The sequence below is a fragment of the Pseudomonas flavescens genome (assembly GCF_013408425.1).
In the GTDB taxonomy this organism is placed as follows: Bacteria; Pseudomonadota; Gammaproteobacteria; order Pseudomonadales; family Pseudomonadaceae; genus Aquipseudomonas; species Aquipseudomonas fulva_A.
On the sequence record NZ_JACBYV010000001.1, the window covers coordinates 2,313,389 to 2,329,757 of the forward strand.

The 16,369-nt window shown below is 62.7% G+C and carries 19 protein-coding genes; 9 read left to right on the forward strand and 10 right to left on the reverse strand.

The annotated features are described in order from the left end of the window. Nucleotides 1-44: 44 nt before the first annotated feature. The 6 genes from FHR27_RS10200 to ttcA form a co-directional block, all read right to left on the reverse strand. Nucleotides 45-572: a C40 family peptidase gene (locus FHR27_RS10200; protein ID WP_042555738.1), complete on the reverse strand. Its 528-nt coding sequence runs from the start codon at nt 570-572 to the stop codon at nt 45-47. A 136-nt stretch (nt 573-708) separates the two neighbouring features. Continuing rightward, nucleotides 709-1,341 carry a C40 family peptidase gene (locus tag FHR27_RS10205; RefSeq protein WP_042555737.1) on the reverse strand — a complete coding sequence of 211 codons (633 nt, stop codon included), beginning with the start codon at nt 1,339-1,341 and terminating at the stop codon, nt 709-711. A 54-nt stretch (nt 1,342-1,395) separates the two neighbouring features. Then, nucleotides 1,396-2,175, reverse strand: a complete 780-nt coding sequence (locus FHR27_RS10210) for an NAD-dependent deacylase (RefSeq protein ID WP_179538508.1) — start codon at nt 2,173-2,175, stop codon at nt 1,396-1,398. Further along, a complete protein-coding gene (locus tag FHR27_RS10215) occupies nt 2,175-2,894 on the reverse strand; it encodes a DNA-3-methyladenine glycosylase I (protein ID WP_179538509.1) in 720 nt (239 codons plus the stop codon). The genes FHR27_RS10210 and FHR27_RS10215 overlap by 1 nt, the downstream gene beginning before the upstream one ends. 15 nt (nt 2,895-2,909) lie before the next feature. Beyond that, nucleotides 2,910-3,386 (reverse strand): hypothetical protein, encoded by a 477-nt coding sequence (locus tag FHR27_RS10220; protein WP_042555734.1) that lies wholly within the window; start codon nt 3,384-3,386, stop codon nt 2,910-2,912. Nucleotides 3,387-3,397: 11 nt separating this feature from the next. Next, on the reverse strand, nt 3,398-4,222 hold the full coding sequence (gene ttcA, locus FHR27_RS10225; RefSeq protein WP_042555733.1) for a tRNA 2-thiocytidine(32) synthetase TtcA: 825 nt from the start codon (nt 4,220-4,222) through the stop codon (nt 3,398-3,400). 145 nt (nt 4,223-4,367) lie between these two features. Between ttcA and FHR27_RS10230 the strand changes: the two genes are divergently transcribed. Both FHR27_RS10230 and FHR27_RS10235 read left to right on the forward strand, forming a co-directional pair. Beyond that, complete coding sequence (locus tag FHR27_RS10230) at nt 4,368-4,946, forward strand: DNA-J related domain-containing protein (protein ID WP_042555732.1); 579 nt, start codon at nt 4,368-4,370, stop codon at nt 4,944-4,946. A gap of 86 nt (nt 4,947-5,032) precedes the next feature. Next, the gene (locus FHR27_RS10235; RefSeq protein WP_042555731.1) at nt 5,033-5,527 is read left to right on the forward strand and encodes a SprT family zinc-dependent metalloprotease; all 495 of its coding nucleotides are present in this window, start codon (nt 5,033-5,035) and stop codon (nt 5,525-5,527) included. Between the two features lie 12 nt (nt 5,528-5,539). On the opposite strand, the gene FHR27_RS10240 is transcribed toward FHR27_RS10235, so the two are convergent. From FHR27_RS10240 to FHR27_RS10255, 4 genes are all read right to left on the reverse strand, one after another. Next, the gene (locus tag FHR27_RS10240; protein WP_179538510.1) at nt 5,540-6,427 is read right to left on the reverse strand and encodes a chemotaxis protein CheV; all 888 of its coding nucleotides are present in this window, start codon (nt 6,425-6,427) and stop codon (nt 5,540-5,542) included. 84 nt (nt 6,428-6,511) lie between these two features. Continuing rightward, complete coding sequence (locus tag FHR27_RS10245) at nt 6,512-6,748, reverse strand: glutaredoxin family protein (protein ID WP_042555729.1); 237 nt, start codon at nt 6,746-6,748, stop codon at nt 6,512-6,514. A gap of 52 nt (nt 6,749-6,800) precedes the next feature. Beyond that, on the reverse strand, nt 6,801-7,925 hold the full coding sequence (locus tag FHR27_RS10250; protein ID WP_179538511.1) for a DUF5610 domain-containing protein: 1,125 nt from the start codon (nt 7,923-7,925) through the stop codon (nt 6,801-6,803). A gap of 110 nt (nt 7,926-8,035) precedes the next feature. Beyond that, a complete protein-coding gene (locus tag FHR27_RS10255; protein ID WP_179538512.1) occupies nt 8,036-9,244 on the reverse strand; it encodes an ammonium transporter in 1,209 nt (402 codons plus the stop codon). A 370-nt stretch (nt 9,245-9,614) separates the two neighbouring features. Here FHR27_RS10255 and FHR27_RS10260 point away from each other — a divergent pair, with 370 nt between their 5' ends. From FHR27_RS10260 to FHR27_RS10290, 7 genes are all read left to right on the forward strand, one after another. Continuing rightward, complete coding sequence (locus FHR27_RS10260) at nt 9,615-9,944, forward strand: DUF883 family protein (RefSeq protein WP_042555727.1); 330 nt, start codon at nt 9,615-9,617, stop codon at nt 9,942-9,944. A 12-nt stretch (nt 9,945-9,956) separates the two neighbouring features. Next, nucleotides 9,957-10,343 carry a phage holin family protein gene (locus FHR27_RS10265; RefSeq protein ID WP_179538513.1) on the forward strand — a complete coding sequence of 129 codons (387 nt, stop codon included), beginning with the start codon at nt 9,957-9,959 and terminating at the stop codon, nt 10,341-10,343. Beyond that, nucleotides 10,340-10,681: a hypothetical protein gene (locus FHR27_RS10270; protein WP_042555725.1), complete on the forward strand. Its 342-nt coding sequence runs from the start codon at nt 10,340-10,342 to the stop codon at nt 10,679-10,681. The genes FHR27_RS10265 and FHR27_RS10270 overlap by 4 nt, the downstream gene beginning before the upstream one ends. Before the next feature lie 83 nt (nt 10,682-10,764). Then, nucleotides 10,765-11,925: an EAL domain-containing protein gene (locus FHR27_RS10275; RefSeq protein WP_042555724.1), complete on the forward strand. Its 1,161-nt coding sequence runs from the start codon at nt 10,765-10,767 to the stop codon at nt 11,923-11,925. A gap of 131 nt (nt 11,926-12,056) precedes the next feature. Further along, nucleotides 12,057-13,388, forward strand: coding sequence for a deoxyguanosinetriphosphate triphosphohydrolase (locus FHR27_RS10280; RefSeq protein WP_179538514.1), 1,332 nt, complete (start codon nt 12,057-12,059; stop codon nt 13,386-13,388). A 2-nt stretch (nt 13,389-13,390) separates the two neighbouring features. Continuing rightward, on the forward strand, nt 13,391-14,488 hold the full coding sequence (locus FHR27_RS10285; protein WP_042555722.1) for an FUSC family protein: 1,098 nt from the start codon (nt 13,391-13,393) through the stop codon (nt 14,486-14,488). 50 nt (nt 14,489-14,538) lie between these two features. Next, nucleotides 14,539-16,317 carry a cache domain-containing protein gene (locus FHR27_RS10290; RefSeq protein WP_179538515.1) on the forward strand — a complete coding sequence of 593 codons (1,779 nt, stop codon included), beginning with the start codon at nt 14,539-14,541 and terminating at the stop codon, nt 16,315-16,317. Nucleotides 16,318-16,369 lie beyond the last annotated feature (52 nt).

Below are 16,369 nucleotides of genomic sequence, written 5' to 3' on the forward strand. Positions count from 1 at the left end.
CTCAAAGGAGCATGGCCGAGCTGCAGCGGACGCTGGCCTGGCGCTCAGGGATGGCTGGCCAGCTCGACCGGAAACACCCGCTTCGCTTCGATATAGGTGCGCTGCCAATAGCTGTTGCCGAGACTGTCCAGACGCACGGTGCCGCCCGAAGAAGGTGCATGCACGAAGCGCCCTTCGCCGACGTAGATACCGGCATGACTGACCTGCCGGCCACCGTTGGTGGCGAAGAACACCAGATCGCCACTGCGCAGGGCATCGCGGCCAACCACTGGGGCGCGCATGCTGATCAGCTCCCGGGTGGAGCGAGGCAACTGGATGCCTGCGGCATCACGGTACACATAGCCGATCAGCCCACTGCAGTCGAAACCACTGGCCGGTGTGTTGCCGCCGTAGCGGTATGGCGTACCGACGAGCCCCAGGGCACGGAACAGCACGTCGTCGGCGCCGCCCTGATAATTGCCAGGAGCGGGCGCGATCACCACAGGCTGCGGAGCGGGTACGGGGGCGCGACTGGAACATGCACTGAGCAGTGCAGCGAGCAGCAGGAAGGCGATGCGGATGGTGGCAGTCATGGACGGACGATCCTGGAGCCTGAATGCGCCCTACTCTGCCCCGTTCACAACTGCAGTGCAAGCTTTAGCTTTATGCTGCAGTCGCTTGAAAACTATCAAGATGTTGCCCGATCCGGACAGATCGGGCATTCAGGCCTCAGTGCTGGGACGCCAGGTGCTCGGTCGGCGCCAGAGCCAGGACGCGCTTGGCCTCGATGAACGTGCGCTTCCAGTAGCGATCGTCCAGGCTGTCGATACGCACCCCACCGCTGCGGCTGCTGGAGGAATGGATGAACTGATCATCGCCCAGATAGATGCCGGCATGGCTGACACGACCGCGACCGTTGGTACTGAAGAACACCAGATCACCCGGCTCCAGGGCCTTGCGCTCGACCAGCGGGGCGTCGATGTTGATCATTTCACGCGTCGAGCGCGGCAGTTCCATGCCCAGCTCTTCACGGAACAGATAGCCGATGAAACCACTGCAGTCGAAACCGGTTTTCACCGAATTGCCACCGAAACGGTAACGGGTGCCGATCAGCGAGAGGCCTTTTTCGAGGACGCTGTCCGCCAGTTGTGGCAGCTCGTAAGGTGCGTGGTCGGCGAAGTCGGCAACCGCATCGTCTTCGACGACATCGTTGCGATCCAGAACAGGCGCTGCAACCACTGGCCTGGCAGGCAACGAAGCCTGGGCCGGGGCATCGATCTGGGATTGTGGAGCATGGTTAGCGCAGGCGGCGAGAACCATCGTAAGTGCGAGAGGCACGAGGGGTGCGAAGCGTTTGCGCATGGGCACGACCGTGGCGTGAAAAATGAACAGCCGCGACTATGCCCACTAACGGGATCATTTGCAAATATTATGAGTAACGATGTGACTCAGTAGTTCCGGAAAAACATCTAAGGCCCTTTCTTCCAGCCTGAAGTCAACCAGATCGCTGACCTCGCTCTGCGACAAATTGACCTCCACCGTCACCCCGCCCGCCTGTCGCGTGCGCAGCAGCGGCTCGACTATATAAGGAAAGCTGGCACTGGTGCCGACGCTGATCACCAGATCGAAACCCTTCTCCAGTTGCGCATAAAGGCGACCGACGGCGTCTTCCGGCAACATCTCGCCGAACAGCGTCACCGGCGGACGCAGTACGCCACCGCAATTGCCGCACAGCGGGGGCAACGGCTGCAGCAGGTGCTCGGCGAGTCGCTCATCCACGCCAGCGCATTGCTGGCAGTGCAGTGGCGCCAACTCACCATGAATTTCGATCAACCGCTGCGCCGGGCTGCCTGCCAGACGATGGTAACCGTCGATATTCTGGGTGAGTACCCAGCACTCGGGCTTCAAGGCCTGCAAGTCGGCAATCGCCTTGTGACCCGCATTCGGCTGGGCGGCCAGGCAGGCGGTGCCGAGCTGTGCCAGGTACTTCCAGCACAGCGCCGGGTCGCGACGCAGCATCTCGCCTGACAGCGCCACTTCGATCGGCACGCCCTCTTCGGTATGGCCGTTGTACAGACCACCGAGGCCACGATAGGTAGGCAACCCGGAGTCGGCAGACAAGCCCGCTCCGGTAATGATCAGGATCCGCCGTGCATCGGCGATAGCGGAGGCGATTCGCGGCAGAAGCGGATGCATCAGTGATTGACCGTATGGGCCAGCATCACCGACAGCTGGCACATGGGCCGGCCACTTTCCGCATGCCATTGGTTGAAGGCAGCTTGAACCGCCGCGCGGTCGCGCTGACTGCTCGGCACCTTGTCGACAATCTTCTGGGCCTTGAGCGCGGCGACCATGTCATCGGACGGAATGAAGGTGTCTTTGCCAACCATGCGCAGAAAGCGCGGCGCAGAAAGGCCGCCGAGCTGAGTACCCTGCTTGGCCAGCCAGTGCCAGAGCCCGACGATATCGGTCACGGGCCAATCGGCGATCAGCGCACCGAAGGCGAAGCCGGGTCGCGGGGTGGTGGCTTTCACGGCGGCAGCCGGCCCGCTCAGCGCACCACGCTCCACGTCGAGAATGAACTGCGCGTTGCGCGGCACGCTCTTGAGCTTGCCCAGGTGACGGATCAGGCGAGTGTCCTGCATCAGACGCTCGAGGCGTTCGCCGCCCATCAGCACGACCTTTTCCGGATCGAAACCGAAGAAAACCTCCTCGAAGGCCGGCCACTTGGCGTCCACCAGGCTGTGCTTGAGACCCGCCCGGAAGATGCGCAGGCTCATGATCGACAGATAGCGATCATCACCCAGGGCCCGCAGCTTCTTGTCAGAAGCCGGTTGTGGCAAGCGCGCCTCGAGAGCTGCCAGCGAGCCGACGCGGTTCACGCAATATTCATGCATCCATCGATAATCGTGCATCGTTTGCCTTGGGATCTACTGGAGTTTGAACGGTGCAGCGAAGCGACCCTCGCTCACCTCGATGAAACCTTCGCCGCCGAGGCGCTTGAGGCGACCGTCGAAGCTGCCACGCACGCCCCAATCGTCGATGCTGTCGATCCTGAGATTGAATGCGGCGCCATCCTCATCACTGAGCGCCGACCAGATTTCCGTGCCGCCCTCATGCTGTATGGCATAACGACTGACCAGCCTGGAGCCTGACAGGCTGTATGTACCTGGCGTGATCTCACCGCCCAGCGCCCACAACTCGAAATCGTAACTGTCGCTCAAGGCCCCATCGTCGAGACGACCGCCAATGACCAGATGTTCGCGGCTCTCGGCCAACTGGGCCACCAGCCGCGAATCGAAATGCATGGCCTTGCCACCCAGTTCGAGCGTCAGCTGACCCTGCTCGTCACTGCCGCCACAGCCACCCAGCAACAGACAGAACATCACCAGCATGGCCTTGTACATGACTCGCCCCCTTACAGATTCATCACGTTCAGGAAGCGTGGCGTGGCCTGGTCATCGATCTTCAGGCTGGCGAAGTCGAACAGGTTGCGGTCGGCAAGCTGCGATGGCACCACGTTCTGCAGGGCGCGGAACATGATTTCCGTGCGGCCTGGCGATTTGCGCTCCCAATCCTGAAGCATGTCCTTGACCACCTGACGCTGCAGGTTTTCCTGGGAGCCGCAGAGGTTGCACGGGATGATGGGGAATTCCTTGAGCGTGCTGTAGGCCTCGATATCGGCCTCGTTGCAATAGGCCAGCGGGCGAATCACCACGTTGCGCCCGTCGTCGGCACGCAGCTTGGGTGGCATGGCCTTGAGGGTGCCGCCATAGAACATGTTGAGAAAGAAGGTCTCGAGGATGTCGTCACGGTGGTGACCGAGGGCCATCTTGGTCGCGCCGATCTCGTCGGCGAAGGTGTACAGGGTGCCGCGACGCAGGCGCGAACACAGCGAGCAGGTGGTCTTGCCTTCCGGGATCTTCTCCTTGACCACCGAATAGGTATCCTTTTCGACGATGTGGTACGGCACACCGATGGATTCCAGGTAAGCCGGCAGCACGTGCTCGGGGAAGCCTGGCTGCTTCTGGTCCATGTTCACCGCGACGATCTCGAAGTGAATGGGCGCGACCTTCTGCAGGTAAAGCAGGATGTCGAGCATGGTGTAGCTGTCCTTGCCACCGGACAGGCAGACCATCACCTTGTCGCCCTCCTCGATCATGTTGAAGTCGGCAATGGCTTCGCCAGCCTGACGACGCAGGCGTTTTTGCAGCTTGTTCTGATTGACCGAGAGGGTGCCCATGGCGCGCGTAAATCCGGTAGAAGTACTGAGGCCGCGCATTTTACCCGGAAACCGAAGCGTACCCCAGCCACAAAACGACCAACCATCGCCGATTCGCCTGATGGCTGATCGTGCAAGGCGGCAATCCTTCGTCTAAGGTGAGCCGATGAACGAAGAAACCTGCCCCAACACACGCCTTTTCGAATTGCTCCAGGCCGCGCCCGAAGGCCTATCCGAGTATGAACTGCTGCTGCGCCTGAGCCGCTGGCAAGGCGCCGAAGAGCGCCTGCCCACGGATACTCTGGAGCTGTTTCGCACCCATTTTCTGCTGTTCCACACGCTTTACCGGCTGCGCGACCAGCTGCATGCCGAGCAACTTGCCGTGCTGCAGATCAGCCCGCTGTGCATTCGCCTGTTGCCCTACCAGGCAGGCGAAAGCGCATTGAGCGAAAAGGACCCGCTACGCGAGTACTATCTCGACCTGAGCCATTTGCGCGATACGGACGCCGACGATGTGCAGAAACTGCTTGGCGCGTTCTGGGTACGTCTGCAGGGCGGGGACGAAAAACAATCCGCCCTCGCCGTTTTCGAGCTGGAGGCACACAACGGCAATCTCGACTTGACGATCATCAGGCAGCGCTACCGACAACTGGTCAGCATCCATCACCCCGACCGTGGTGGCAGCACGCAACAGTTGCAGAGCATCAATCAGGCCATGGAAACGCTGCAGCGTTATTACCGCTGAAGGCAGTTGCCGTTCAGCCTGCAAACGCTGCGTGGCAGGATGATCTGCGGCATAATCGGTTGCAGTCACCTGCCTCCGATGCCCACATGCCAGACCAGATCCACGCCCGCGTCGAAGCCTGCTATCAGCAGGCGGAACACTTCTTCAAGCAGCCCTTCAAGCGCCCCGAGGTGAGTTTCAAACTGCGCGGCCAAAAGGCCGGTGTGGCTCATCTCACGGAAAACAAGCTGCGCTTCAATCCCCAGCTGTACCGTGAGAATCAGGAAGATTTTCTGCGCCAGACGGTTCCCCACGAAGTGGCGCACCTGGTCGCCCATCAACTCTTTGGCCTGAGCATCCAGCCCCATGGCGAGGAATGGCAACTGATCATGCGCGGGGTCTACGAGCTGCCGCCGCACCGCTGCCACAGTTACGACGTGAAACGCCGCCAGGTCAGCCGCTTCATCTATCGCTGCCAATGCCCGCAGGGCGAGTTTCCGTTCTCGGCACAGCGCCATGCCCTGGTCGCCAAGGGCCGTCGCTACTACTGCCGACGCTGCAAGATCACCCTGCAGTTCACCGGCGAACAACGAATCGAATAGACGCGCCGCGCCTCAGTCGTCGAGGCGCTGAAACGCGCGCAGCAGCGCCTTGCTCAGATCGACGCTGGAGAACTTGGTGAGTACGTCGTTGGCCCCCACCGCGCGCGCCTTCTCGGTGTTCATGGTGCTGTCCAGAGAGGTGTGCAGCAGCACGTAGGTCTCGCCGAGAACGGGGTCCTTGCGAATCTGCTGAACCAGGGTATAGCCGTCCATCTCCGGCATTTCGATGTCCGAAACCAGCACCTCGATGGGCTGCCCCTCCTGCTGCGCCCCATGCAGCAGCTCCAGCGCGGCGGCGGCGCTGCGCACGGCCTGGCAATCGAGGTCGAGCTTGCGCAGGGTGATCAGGGTCTGCTGCAGCGCCACCTGGGAATCGTCGACGACCAGTACGCGACGCCCCTGCAAAAGTTGCCGCTCGCTCGAGTTGAGCAATTCATCGACCACCTCTTCGGCCGGAGCCGGGGCGATTTCATGCAACACCTTTTCGATATCGAGAATCTGCACGATGGTGCCGTCGATCTGCGTCACCCCGGTGATGAACGCACGCACGCCTGCACCGGCCGGTGGCGGCCGCACATCGCGGGTCGAGCATTGCACGATACGCTCCACGCTGTGCACGTGCAGGCCCTGACGCGAGCGACTCAGTTCGGTGACGATCAGGCAGCCATCCTGACTGTCACCACCGCCCCGCTCGCCGATTGCCCGGGCCAGGTCGATGACCGTCAGCGCCGAACCGCGCAGGGTCGCCACGCCGCGCACGTGAGGGTGTCGACTGGGCATCTTGGTCAGCGGCGGGCAGGGAATGATCTCGTTGACCTTGAGCAGATTGATGCCCAGCAAACGGCCACTGTGCAAACGGAACAGCAGCAGCGATAGCGCATCGCCCAGCACCATACTCATGGAAATCACTCCCCTTCAAACCTGAAAAAAGCAAAACCTGGCCCGACTTCAGATGCGTCAGGCTCGTTGTGTGCAGACGGCGAATCAGCCGAGAAAAGCGGCGACTTGCGGGGCATCGAATGGCCAGGGCAACTCTGCGCCCGTATCGGTGCGTTTCAGCACGGGTATCAGCGGTGCATAGCGTTCCAGGCAGTCGTCATGCTCGGCGATATCGACCAACTCGACCAGCAGGCCGTGCTCGACGAAGGGCATCAGCACCGCTTCGGCGTATTCGCACAGGTGACAGCCGAGGGTTCCCAGCAACTGGCACTCAGGGAGCATGGGTCAGCCTCCAAGGTGAGAAAGGTGGCAGTCTACCACCCCGCCCCGGCAATCAGGCGCTCGCGGCTCCGTCGTCCGCTTTCGGCGCAAGGGTCGAGCTCAGCAGACCCTGCAGACCGTCCAACAAGCGACCGTTGAGTTGCTCTGCCTTGTCCAGCCGTGCGCTATCAAAACGCTCATCCAGCGAGAACCCGCCCTTGAGCAGGTCCTGCAACAGGCCTTTGCCATCGCTGACCCAATCATTGGCATTACGCAACGCGTCGAGCAGGCCTTGCGCATAGTCGTTGAGCGCGCCATTCACCGCGCTGGCAGGCTGCCCGCCCTGACTGGCCACCGAGCCGTAGGTGTCGGTGGCCTGACGCACACTGGTCTGGGTCAGTTTCAGCGACATGGAGGCCAGCTGCGAGCCGTCCATTTCCAGCGACATCGCTCGATCGAAGGCACCGGCCACATCACCGGAATAGAAGGAATTGGAAAGATCCTGGACCTGGGTGAACAGCTTTTCCAGGGCGGCCTTTTCCTGATCGTCCAGATCACCCTCGACCTGCACCTGCCAACCGCCGATCTGCAGGCTGCCGGACTCACTGCCGGAGCCCTCGGTACGTGACCATGCGGCGGACGCCTGCGCGATCGATACGCGCAGGCGGTCACCGTCGCGGGTGGTGATATCCAGCTCGAAACTTTCCGCCACGGCTGCGAAACGGTCGCTCGAAGTCGGCACGACACCCGTGTTGCCACCCGTCGCCGGCGCTGCGCCGTACTGCTTGTCGAGGCCGGCGAAACCCTGCTGGATACGCTGGAAGGTATCATCTATATCGGTGGCGACCTTGTCCTTGAGCAGGCCCATGCCGTCGAGAATCTTGCGAGCCTCGTCGAACCCCTTCTCAACGCCGGAGCGCGCCTGATCCAGCAGCTTCTGCAGCTTTTCCGGATTGGCCCCCGAAGCCGCTTCGCTCTTCAGTCGCTGCTCGATGAAACCGAGCACGCGATCCGCCACCTTCTCCGGGGAGAAATCATCCTGCTTGGCAGTCAGCGAGCCGGCAGGCAGGCCGAGACGCTCGGCGAGCCGGTTGGACAGCGCGACCTGGGCGTCGGCCGCATTGCGGATGGTGGTCTGGCCGCCGATCTGAGGCGAACGGCCTGTCGTTGGTGTCGACAGCGGAAGGGAAACAGTCATGGCAAGTCACCGAAACGGAGCATGTCCAAGGTTGACGGCAGCTTCCGGCAAAAGTTTAGGGCGAGCAGACGCCGAATCGACCAGAGGACCTGATCGACCCGGCAACCGCCTCAATCCTGGCTGACCGCACCGATTTTGTGTATCGACAGGTCCGCGCCGTAATACTCCTGCTCCTGGCTCAGGCGAATGCCTACGGCCCCTTTAAGCACGCCGTACACCAGAAAACCGCCGACCAGCGCCACCCCTACCCCGACTGCGCTGCCGAGCAACTGGCTGACCAGGCTGACACCACCCAGGCCACCCCAGGCCTGCTGACCGAAAATGCCGCAGGCGATACCGCCCCAGACACCGCACAGACCGTGCAGCGGCCAGACGCCGAGCACGTCGTCGATCTTCCATTTCACCTGGGTCGCGGTGAACGCCCAGACGAACAGCGCACCGGCAATGGCGCCAGTGACCAGTGCGCCGACCGGATGCATCAGGTCGGAGCCTGCGCAGATGGCCACCAGCCCGGCGAGCGGGCCGTTATGCAGGAAGCCCGGGTCGTTGCGACCGACGATCAGCGCCGCCAGGGTGCCGCCGACCATGGCCATCAGGGTATTCACCGCGACCAGCCCACTGATACTGCCCAGGGTCTGGGCACTCATCACGTTGAAACCGAACCAGCCGATGATCAGGATCCACGAACCCAGCGCCAGGAACGGAATGCTCGACGGCGCCATGGCGACCAGACGGCCATCGCGGTAACGGCCATCCCGGCGACCGAGCAGCAGCACCGCGGTGAATGCCAGCCAGCCACCGACGCCATGCACCACCACCGAACCGGCGAAGTCGTGGAATGGCGCGCCGAATTGCGCCTGCAGCCAGCTCTGCAAGCCGAAGTTGCCGTTCCAGATCATGCCTTCGAAGAACGGATAGACGAAGGCGACGATCAGCGCCGTGGCGCAGAGCTGCGGACCGAACCGTGCGCGCTCGGCGATACCACCGGAAATGATCGCCGGAATCGCCGCAGCGAAGGTCAGTAGAAAGAAGAACTTCACCAAGGCGTAACCGTTGCCTTCCACCAGCACGCTGGCGGGGTGCAGAAAGGTCACGCCATAGGCGATCCAGTAACCGACGAAGAAGTAGGCCATGGCGGAGATCGCGAAGTCGGAGAGGATCTTCGACAAGGCGTTGACCTGATTCTTCTGCCTTACCGTGCCCACTTCCAGAAAGGCGAAGCCGGCGTGCATGGCCAGCACCATGATCGCGCCGATCAGGATGAACAATGTATTGGAGCCGTGAATCAGCGTTTGCACGGCACTGTTGAGGTTTTCCATCGAGGCAGAGGCTCCGCAAAGAAATGCACCAGAAAAGAACATCCAGCCATCAGAAGGCACCACCAGGAGGCATATTTGATCGCCCCGCACGGGTTCCTGCTGAAAGCGAGCGCCATCCTGGTGCTCAACGATGCCCTCGACTCAATGCTTATTCATTAATTATCAATTAGTTAAGAACGCACCAGATAATTGCTTCCCTAGCAGTACAGGCACCAGAAACATGCATTTCAGGCACGAACGCACCACGCCAATGCAATGCTTATGCCTTTCAGGCCCGCTTCATTCCCGGCGATTCGCAGATAGACTGAACCTGGCCAATGGCAGCCACTCGAACCCCTTACACCGCATCACACCTACAGGAGAACGATCCATGGCCCGCCCACTTCCTTCACGCCCTGCTGCACCTGCCAATAAAGAAGAGCTGCTCGAAGAATTTCAGGCTCTGGTGCGCGACACCGAAGTTCTGCTGCAACACTCGGCCAGCCTGGTCGGCGATCAGGCCGAAGAGCTGCGCGCTCAGATCCGTGACAGCCTCGGCCGTGCGCGCTCGACGCTGAAGAACACCGAAGAGAACGTCGTGCTGCGCGGCAAGGCTGCGGTCGGCGCGACCGAAGACTATGTGCAGACCCATCCATGGCAGACCATCGGTATCGCCGCGGGCATTGGTATACTGATCGGCATGCTCATTAGCCGACGTTGATCAGGACAGCACATGGATGACAGCCAGACAGCAGCACCTCCCAGCCGCGGCCCTTCGCCGCGGCGTCTGGCCGGTGCCCTGCTCGGGCTGATCCACGGCCATGTGGCACTGTTCAGCGAAGAGTTCAAGGAGCAGCAGGCGCGTACCGTCACCCTGCTGATCCTGACCGGCCTGTGCATCTTGTTCGGGCTGCTGCTGATCATCGGCCTGTCTGCCGCGCTGCTGATCGCGTTTTGGGAAAGCCATCGCATTCTGGTGATTTCCCTGCTCTGCCTCTTCTACACCCTGGGCCTGCTTGCCTGTGCAGCGAGCCTCGTCCAGCGCATGCGCAACGCCCCCGCTCCATTCAGCGCCAGCCTCGAAGAGCTGGCCCGCGACCGGGAGCAACTGCTGCCATGACCCGTGCACGCGACAAAGCCTCCACCCAGGAACTGCGCAAAACCATGCTGCGCCTGCGCCTGGAAATGCATCGCCAGGAAATTCGCCACGAAACCATGGTCATCTTGCAGCCCCTGCAGAAAGCCAAGGACTTCGGTAACCACTGGCGCCAGGAACTCAAGGGCAGCAATGCACCAATCTGGATCACTGGCGGCGCCTTCGCATTGACCCTGCTCGGCATGCGCGGGGGTCAATGGCGGCGCTGGCTGCGCATGGCCCTGGAGGCGTTCCCCAACCTGAGAAAACGCCCTGCGGGGCCTGAAGGCAAAAAGCCAGCAAAAGAGCCCGATCAGGTCTGATGCTGGCCACATTCTTGCTAGTGTCATGGGTATGAGCCGGATATTTCTCGGCATTACCTTTCCCTTCGCTAAGGATGTGCTCGGTGCTCGACGGTCAACCGCTCGCCGTCTTCCAACCCTTCATCGATACGGCTACCGGCCAGATTGCCGGTGTCGAAGCGCTGGCCCGGCTGCGTGACGCAGAAGGTCGCCTGCACTCGGCAGGGCCGCTGTTCGCCGATCCCAAGACACCGCCAACCGCCCTGCGCCGCCTCGACCGGCAGGTACGCGAACAGGCGTTGATGCGTTTTCATGACGCCCCGTCGCAATGGTTCCTGAGCCTGAACATATCGCCACGCTGGATCAGCCGCCTGCGGCCCGATCAGGCGCTACCGAGCCTGCGGCAACTCGAACGCAGCGGCATCGATCCCAGGCGCGTGGTGTTCGAGATCACCGAACTGGGCGGCGCGAGCCAGCGCCTGCCTGGGGTGGTGGCCCGCTATCGGGAAGCCGGAGCGCGTATCGCCATCGACGATTTCGGAGCCGGCTACTCGCAGCTAGACCGGGTACTGGCCTTGCGGCCCGATATCCTCAAGCTGGACATGCGCCTGTTCCAGGAAGCGGCCCGCGGCGGTCCCAGTGGCGAGGTGGTCAAGGCACTGGCGATGATGGCCGAGAAAACCGGTTGCTGGATCATCGCCGAAGGCGTGGAGACCAACGCCGAGCTGGACTTCGCTCTGGAATGCGGGGCTCGCTATGTCCAGGGCTATCTGTTCGCACGACCCGAACCGGGATTCTTCGAGAACGATGCGTTCGTCGAGCGTTTCGCCTTGCTGCGCGACGGCTACGTTCAACAGAAGCTGGCCGAACGCGCGCGCCTGATGAGCCTGCGCCGGCAACTCGCCGAGCTGTTCGCCGCCCTCAAGGACAATCTGGAAAGCGATTCGCCAACGACGCTCGCCGCACCGCTCGCCTACCCCTGGCTGCTACGCCTGTACCAGTGTGACCGGCATGGCACCCAGACGACGCCCAACCTGGAATGGCGCGACGGCGCCTGGCAGGCCGATGACCGATACATCGGCCACAACTGGTCGTGGCGGCCATATTTCTACCAGTTGCTGGCCGAGGGCTGGGAAGAACGCAGGCTGATTCTGTCCAGCACCTATCGCGATGCGACCAGCAACCAGTACTGCCTCACGGCCGGGCAGTTCATCGACAACGGCAATCGTCTGTTGCTGGTCGATATCGATGCCCATGGACTTTAGTGGATGCGGCCTTGCAGTTGCTCCAGCGAACAGGGAAGCTAACGGACAATTCGCGTGCGCGCAGCCTTCGGCAAAGCGCATGCACCTGACCGACGAAGGCCGCGCCGTCGTCTCCGGCAAAGGAAGCACGCTTGGACTGGCAAACCCTGCTTACCCGTGAACGACTCGGCAAACCGTCGCCCAGCGCCGACGAGCTGGGCCGCAGCCCCTTCCACAAGGACCATGACCGGATCATCTTCTCCGGTGCCTTTCGGCGCCTGGGCCGCAAGACCCAGGTGCACCCGGTGTCCAGCAACGACCACATCCACACGCGGCTGACCCACTCGCTGGAGGTCAGCTGCGTCGGCCGCTCCCTGGGCATGCGCGTCGGCGAGATACTGCGCAGCGAACTGCCCTCCTGGTGCGAGCCGAGCGACCTGGGCATGGTGGTGCAGTCGTCCTGCCTGGCTCACGACATTGGCAACCCGCCGTTCGGTCATTCCGGCGAAGACGCCATTCGCCACTGGTTCCAACAGGCGGCCGGACGGGGCTGGCTGGACGCCATGAGCGATGCCGAACGCGGCGACTTCCTCAGTTTCGAGGGTAACGCCCAGGGCTTTCGGGTGCTCACTCAACTGGAGTACCACCAGTTCGACGGCGGCACACGGCTGACCTACGCGACCCTCGGCGCTTACCTCAAGTACCCCTGGACGTCCCGCCATGCGGAAGCCCTGGGTTACAAGAAGCACAAGTTCGGCTGCTACCAGAGCGAGCTGCCATTGCTCGAACAGATCGCCAGCAAGCTCGGCCTGCCGCAACTCGAGGAACAGCGCTGGGCGCGTCATCCTCTGGTCTACTTGATGGAGGCGGCAGACGACATCTGCTACGGCCTGATCGACCTCGAAGACGGCCTGGAAATGGAGCTGCTCGACTACGCCGAAGTGGAGTCGCTGCTGCTCGATCTGGTCGGCGATGATCTGCCGGAAACCTATCGCCAGCTGGGGCCCCACGACTCACGCCGCCGCAAGCTGGCGATCCTGCGCGGCAAGGCCATCGAGCACCTCACCAACTCGGCGGCCCACGCCTTCGTCGAACAGCAGTCGGCACTGCTGGCCGGCACTCTGGAAGGCGATCTGGTCGAGCACATGCACGGCCCGGCCAAGAACTGCGTGCAAGCTGCCAAGGCCATGGCCCGGGAGAAGATCTTTCAGGACAAACGCAAGACGCTCCACGAGATCGGCGCCTACACCACCCTGGAAATCCTCCTCAACGCCTTCTGCGGCGCGGCGCTGGAACAACATGGCGGGCGCACGCCGTCGTTCAAGAACCGGCGCATCCTCGACCTGCTTGGCCACAACGCGCCAGATCCGCACTGGCCTCTGTACCGCTCCTTCCTGCGGATGATCGACTTCATTGCCGGCATGACCGATAGCTACGCCACCGAAATGGCGCGCGAAATGACCGGTCGCTCGAGCCCGGTCTGAGCATGCGCCAGGTATTGCGACAGCTGTTCAGCTGGCACGCCGGGCCACCCGCCTGGGGGCCGGCCGTGGTGGCGGGCCTGGGCTGTGCGCTGCCGTTGCTGCTGGGGCTGTTCAGCGCTCATCCTGGCTTCCTGTGGGCCTCGGTCGGCGCCTTTCAGGCTGCCCAGGCCAATCCGCTGCATCGCTTCGGCATGCTGCGCATGCTACTGCTCACCGGGCTGGGCGCCTGCAGCGCCGGGCTGGGTTTCTGGTCGGCCACGCACCCACTGATCAGCCTGTCGCTGTTCGCCGCCTTCGGCCTGCTGCTGGCCTGGCTGCAGCGTTACGGCACCGAGGCGGGCAAGCTGGGTATCGGCCTCACCGTGTGCCTGTGCCTGGGGCAAGGCCAATACGGCAGCAGCAGCCTGAACAATCCCTACGCCATCGCCATGCTGTTCATTCTCGGCGGGCTCTGGGTGATGCTCCTGGCGTTCGGCCTGCGCGGCGTCCACGGCCTGCGCATGTGGCCGTACATGCCGCGCCTGGTGAGCCTGCTCAAGGTGCTGCGCCGCCACGCACGTCGCCAGTCGCGCCAGCAATGGTGGTTGTACGCCACGGGCTGCACGCTGGCGGTATCGCTGGCTGGTCTGATCGTCAACCTCGCGCACCTGCAGCGCGGCTACTGGCTGACCCTCGCGGTGGTCACCACGCTGCAGCTGGAGTTCAGGGGGAGCCTGGTGCGCGCCCTGCAGGCGAGCATGGCCAGCCTGAGCGCTGCCGGGCTGCTGATCCTGTTCGGCAACAGCCTGCAGAGCCCACCGCTGATGGTGGCCATCATGCTGCCGCTGATCACCCTCAGTCGTGCGCTGCAGGCCCACAACTACGGTCTGTTCGTGCTGCAGACCACGGTGTGCTTCGTGCTGCTCGCGGAGAGCCTGGCCAGGGACTGGCACCTGCCACAGGTACGCCTGTTCAACGTCACCCTCGGCATCCTGCTGGCGCTGTTCATCGCCCTGCTGATGCATGGCCTGCGGCAATGGCTGGACAATCGAGCCGAAGCAAAACGGCGACCAGTCGGCAATAACGACCCAGCGCATTCACATGAGTCGACAGGATCCTGAACGCTTGACTATGCTGGCCAGTTAATAGCGCAACCATGGAGCGAGGCGCGATGCCCGGCAGTTTCCGCCCCGCAGAACGCAGATTACCCCTGCACGTCCACATCAGCGTGCTGTTCATGCTCATGCTGCTGCTCGCCGGCGGCGCACTGGGCCTGTTCAACTACCGCCAGACCACCGCGATCATCTTTTCCAGCAGCGCGACCCTGTTCGAACACATCCAGCAGGATGTGCACCGCGATATCAGTGCCACCTACCAGCCCATTCGGCATCTGCTCGGTGTACTGGCCTACGCGCAAGGCGCTCGCAGTGATGACCTGCAAACGCGCATGACGCTGCTCGCCCCCTTCGCCCAGGCCCTGCGTGACAATCCCAAGCTGGCTTCGCTGTATCTCGGTTACCGCAGCGGCGACTTTTTCATGGTTCGAGCCCTGCGTACCCGAGCCATCCAGCGACAGTTCCAGGCGCCTGACGGTGCATCCCTGCAAATCTGGTCGGTCGAGCAGCACGATGCTGGCAGAATCGGCGAGTATCTGTTCTTCGACGACGCGCTGAATCTGCTGGAGAGGCGCACGTTGGGCAGTCAGGATTACGACCCGCGCATGCGCGAGTGGTACAGCCGTGCCCGCAGTCAGAAAGGCAGCGTCACCACCACGCCCTACGTATTCTTCTCCTCGGGCGCGATCGGCACCACCCTCGCCAATGCCGCCGGTGAGGAGGCGGTAATTGCCGCGGATCTGACCCTGGAAGATCTCTCCGCCACCCTGATCAAGCACAAGGTCACTCCCAATAGCGAAGTGGTGCTGTTCGATGCCCGAGGCCTGGCCGTGGCCTATCCCGATAGCCAGCGCCTGCTCAACCACACGCCCGAGCCACGACTGCGGCCAGTGACCGAGCTGCTACCGGAGCTGGCCGGCACGCTGGACGAACTGGCTCCGGGACACAACCAGCAGGGTATCGAGACGCTGAACAAGCGCCGCTGGGTGGTCTCACGCAGCCACGTCAGCGAAGGTGGGCCCGATGGCCTGTACCTGGCACTGCTGGTGCCCGAGGACGAACTGCTCGCCGACGCCTACCGGATCCGCTGGCAAGGCGCGCTGATTACCCTGACCACCCTGCTGCTGTGTCTGCCGATCGCCTGGCTGGTGTCGCGTTGCATCACCCGTCCGCTGGCCGCCCTGCAGGATCAAACCGAAGCCATGGGGCGTTTCGACTTCGCCGCGGCAGGCGGCATACGCTCCTCGGTACTGGAAGTGGATTGCCTGGCCCAGGCCATGGCCCGGATGAATCGGGCCCTCATCCATTACCAGCAGATCATCGCCGAACTGGGACATCAACCGAGCGTTCAGGCGCTGCTGAAATGGATAACCCGGCAGACCCTGCAGGCCATCGATGCCCAGGCTGGCATCGTCTATCTGGTCGAGGATGGGCGCCTGCGAGCGCAAACGCTGGAGTTGGAACACAGTGGTGACAGGCTGCGCGTCAGCGACCTGCAGACCCAGCCGCTGGATGGCGGCGATTCGCCGGTCTGGCTGGCCCAGGCTCTGGATCAGGGCACCGCAGCACTGTCACTGGGCTTCGACAAGGCCGGCGATCTTCAGCCGCTGCTCAATGCGCTCGGGACACCGCGTGTGAACGTACTGGCCATTGCCTTGCGTGATCGACAGGGCAAGCTGCTCGGCCTCTTCGTGCTGCTTCAAGGCGAGCTGCTGGACGGCCATCGCGGCATCCGTCATGAACAATGCGTGGCATTCAGTGAAGCCGTGGCAGCGATTACCGCGCGGCATCTGGAAAGTCGTCAGGCCGAAGAGCCCGAGAGCGGAGCTGGATGAAGGCTGCTGCGCCGGCTCAGGTTGTCTAGACCGTCATCGTCCTGCGCAAATG

Excerpts from the sequence above, each read along its gene's own strand:
- FHR27_RS10230 (WP_042555732.1), top strand. The coding sequence starts at position 4,368 with ATGAACGAAGAAACCTGCCCCAACACACGCCTTTTCGAATTGCTCCAG.
- FHR27_RS10250 (WP_179538511.1), bottom strand. The coding sequence starts at position 7,925 with ATGACTGTTTCCCTTCCGCTGTCGACACCAACGACAGGCCGTTCGCCT.
- FHR27_RS10205 (WP_042555737.1), bottom strand. The coding sequence starts at position 1,341 with ATGCGCAAACGCTTCGCACCCCTCGTGCCTCTCGCACTTACGATGGTT.
- FHR27_RS10200 (WP_042555738.1), bottom strand. The coding sequence starts at position 572 with ATGACTGCCACCATCCGCATCGCCTTCCTGCTGCTCGCTGCACTGCTC.
- FHR27_RS10270 (WP_042555725.1), top strand. The coding sequence starts at position 10,340 with ATGACCCGTGCACGCGACAAAGCCTCCACCCAGGAACTGCGCAAAACC.
- FHR27_RS10220 (WP_042555734.1), bottom strand. The coding sequence starts at position 3,386 with ATGTACAAGGCCATGCTGGTGATGTTCTGTCTGTTGCTGGGTGGCTGT.
- FHR27_RS10260 (WP_042555727.1), top strand. The coding sequence starts at position 9,615 with ATGGCCCGCCCACTTCCTTCACGCCCTGCTGCACCTGCCAATAAAGAA.
- ttcA (WP_042555733.1), bottom strand. The coding sequence starts at position 4,222 with ATGGGCACCCTCTCGGTCAATCAGAACAAGCTGCAAAAACGCCTGCGT.
- FHR27_RS10245 (WP_042555729.1), bottom strand. The coding sequence starts at position 6,748 with ATGCTCCCTGAGTGCCAGTTGCTGGGAACCCTCGGCTGTCACCTGTGC.
- FHR27_RS10240 (WP_179538510.1), bottom strand. The coding sequence starts at position 6,427 with ATGAGTATGGTGCTGGGCGATGCGCTATCGCTGCTGCTGTTCCGTTTG.
- FHR27_RS10210 (WP_179538508.1), bottom strand. The coding sequence starts at position 2,175 with ATGCATCCGCTTCTGCCGCGAATCGCCTCCGCTATCGCCGATGCACGG.
- FHR27_RS10265 (WP_179538513.1), top strand. The coding sequence starts at position 9,957 with ATGGATGACAGCCAGACAGCAGCACCTCCCAGCCGCGGCCCTTCGCCG.
- FHR27_RS10235 (WP_042555731.1), top strand. The coding sequence starts at position 5,033 with ATGCCAGACCAGATCCACGCCCGCGTCGAAGCCTGCTATCAGCAGGCG.
- FHR27_RS10285 (WP_042555722.1), top strand. The coding sequence starts at position 13,391 with ATGCGCCAGGTATTGCGACAGCTGTTCAGCTGGCACGCCGGGCCACCC.
- FHR27_RS10255 (WP_179538512.1), bottom strand. The coding sequence starts at position 9,244 with ATGGAAAACCTCAACAGTGCCGTGCAAACGCTGATTCACGGCTCCAAT.
- FHR27_RS10290 (WP_179538515.1), top strand. The coding sequence starts at position 14,539 with ATGCCCGGCAGTTTCCGCCCCGCAGAACGCAGATTACCCCTGCACGTC.
- FHR27_RS10215 (WP_179538509.1), bottom strand. The coding sequence starts at position 2,894 with ATGCACGATTATCGATGGATGCATGAATATTGCGTGAACCGCGTCGGC.